The organism is Sphingopyxis sp. BSNA05 (genome assembly GCF_013265645.1).
Classification (GTDB): domain Bacteria; phylum Pseudomonadota; class Alphaproteobacteria; order Sphingomonadales; family Sphingomonadaceae; genus Parasphingorhabdus.
On the sequence record NZ_PYIA01000108.1, the window covers coordinates 1 to 1855 of the forward strand.

The window sequence follows — 1855 nt, forward strand, 5'->3', positions numbered from 1 at the left end:
AGGGACGACGGAGTTAGTCCCTCCCTTTCTTAAGGAGGGGTGGGTGGTGTCTCTCGTCGAAGATCGCTCGAAATTGCAATCCTATCTTCTTCGTTGCATTTCGCTAGCGCGAGCGATGCTGATGCATCGCCACCACCCCACCCCCTCCTCTAAAGAGGAGGGGCTAATCCTGCTTCCTGTACACCAAAGATATATTATTAGCCGGCATCTCGATCAGGCTCTCACGAACGAAGCCGTTGCGCACCGCCAGCGCATCCATGTCGGCGACATCGCGCAGGCCCCAGCGCAGATTGCGGCTTTTGAGGCTGCGTTCGAAAGCCAGATTGCCCGGCGCGGTTTCAACCTCCGCGCGCAGATAGGGACCGTAGAGATAGAAAGGCGCCCCCGGAGCGAGCAGTTTGCCGGCCTTTGCAAACAGGCCGATGCTCGATTCCCACGGGCTGATATGGACCATGTTGATGCACAGGATCGCTGCTATGTCCTCTACGTTCCATTGCGTAGCCTGCGCATCGAGCTGGAGCGGCGGCAGGATATTGGCTACGCCTTCCCGCTTCGTCCAGGCGGCGATGGAATCGCAACAGGCCGGATCGGGGTCGCTGGGCTGGAAGGTCAAGCCGGGAAAGGTTCGCCCGAAATAGACGGCATGTTCGCCGGTGCCGCTGGCGATTTCCAATATAGTACCCTGATCGGGCAGGATATCGCGCAGGACCGCAACGATCGCATCGCGGTTGCGCAGCGTCGCCGGGGCGTGGCGCTGTTCGCCCGCCCCCAATTCATCGATGGTCCAGGGTTTGGAATCGGTCATATCTTGCCTCCTGCATCAATCGGCTGCCGCCGCCAGATGGCCGCCAGAAAACTGCCGATCACGACATGATAGACGGCCGAAATCGCGGCCGGGACCGGCGCGAGCGCCGCCTGCATCGGGCTGGCAAATTGCGCGGCGAAGCTTGGCGTGGAGGCTAGGCTGGAGCCGAGACCACTGTTCTGCATGCCGACTTCGATGCTGATCGTCCGGCGTTCTGCCACGCCGAGCCCCATCGCCCTGGTTATCAGATAGCCGAGCCCGAAGCCAAAGACGTGGAGCAGGAATATCGCCAGCATCAGCACCCCGAAATGCGCCTCGATCAGCGCCTTGCTGTTGGCGATAATCCCGCCGATGATCAGCACGACGACAATCACCGAGACAAGCGGCGAGATCACGGCGATCTTCTCCGTCGCCCTAGGCAGGTAGCGGTTGAACAGCACGCCCGCGATCACCGGCAGCAGCACGATCGAGACCATGTTGATAAACAGGCTCCACTGGTCGATCGCGACATATTTGCCGGCGAGCCAGCCGGTCAGCAAAGGCGTCGCAATGACCGCGATCAGGGTCGAGGCCATGGTCATCGTCACCGACAGCGCCAGATTGGCATTGGCGAGATAGGCGACGACATTGGACGCGGTGCCGCCGGGGCAGCAGGCAACGAGGATCAGGCCGACCGCGAGACCGGTTTCCAGCCCGAATATCGTGGCGAGGAAAATCCCGGCCATCGGCATTACGGTAAATTGCAATATGACGCCGGTGGTGACGCATCGCGGGATTCTGGTGATCCGCTTGAAATCGTCGAACGACAGAGTGAGGCCCATGCCGAGCATCACCAGCCCCAGCATGACGCTGACCAAAGGCTGGCCAAGCGGACGAAAGCGGCCATCGACGACCCAGAGGAAATGTTCGGGCACGAACCATGCCCAGGCTGTCCCCAATACTGTCCACAGGGCAAAGAGGTTGGTCAGACGGTGGATCATGCTATTTTCCTCCCTGTCGCGAAGCGATGGGAGGTGGCAGCCGGTACGGCTGACGGAGGGGCTCACACTC

The 1855-nt window shown here is 60.9% G+C and carries 2 protein-coding genes; both read right to left on the reverse strand.

Going from position 1 to position 1855, the window contains the following annotated elements; translation table 11 throughout:
* Positions 1–163 precede the first annotated feature (163 nt).
* A complete protein-coding gene (locus C8024_RS13435) occupies positions 164–805 on the reverse strand; it encodes a DUF938 domain-containing protein (RefSeq protein ID WP_173206061.1) in 642 nt (213 codons plus the stop codon).
* On the reverse strand, positions 802–1855 hold a 1054-nt coding region (locus C8024_RS13440), incomplete at its 5' end, for a bile acid:sodium symporter family protein (RefSeq protein ID WP_254305914.1). The genes C8024_RS13435 and C8024_RS13440, both read right to left, overlap by 4 nt.

Bases quoted from the DNA above. Each gene is read 5' to 3' on its own strand.
- C8024_RS13435 (WP_173206061.1), bottom strand. From the start codon at position 805: ATGACCGATTCCAAACCCTGGACCATCGATGAATTGGGGGCGGGCGAA.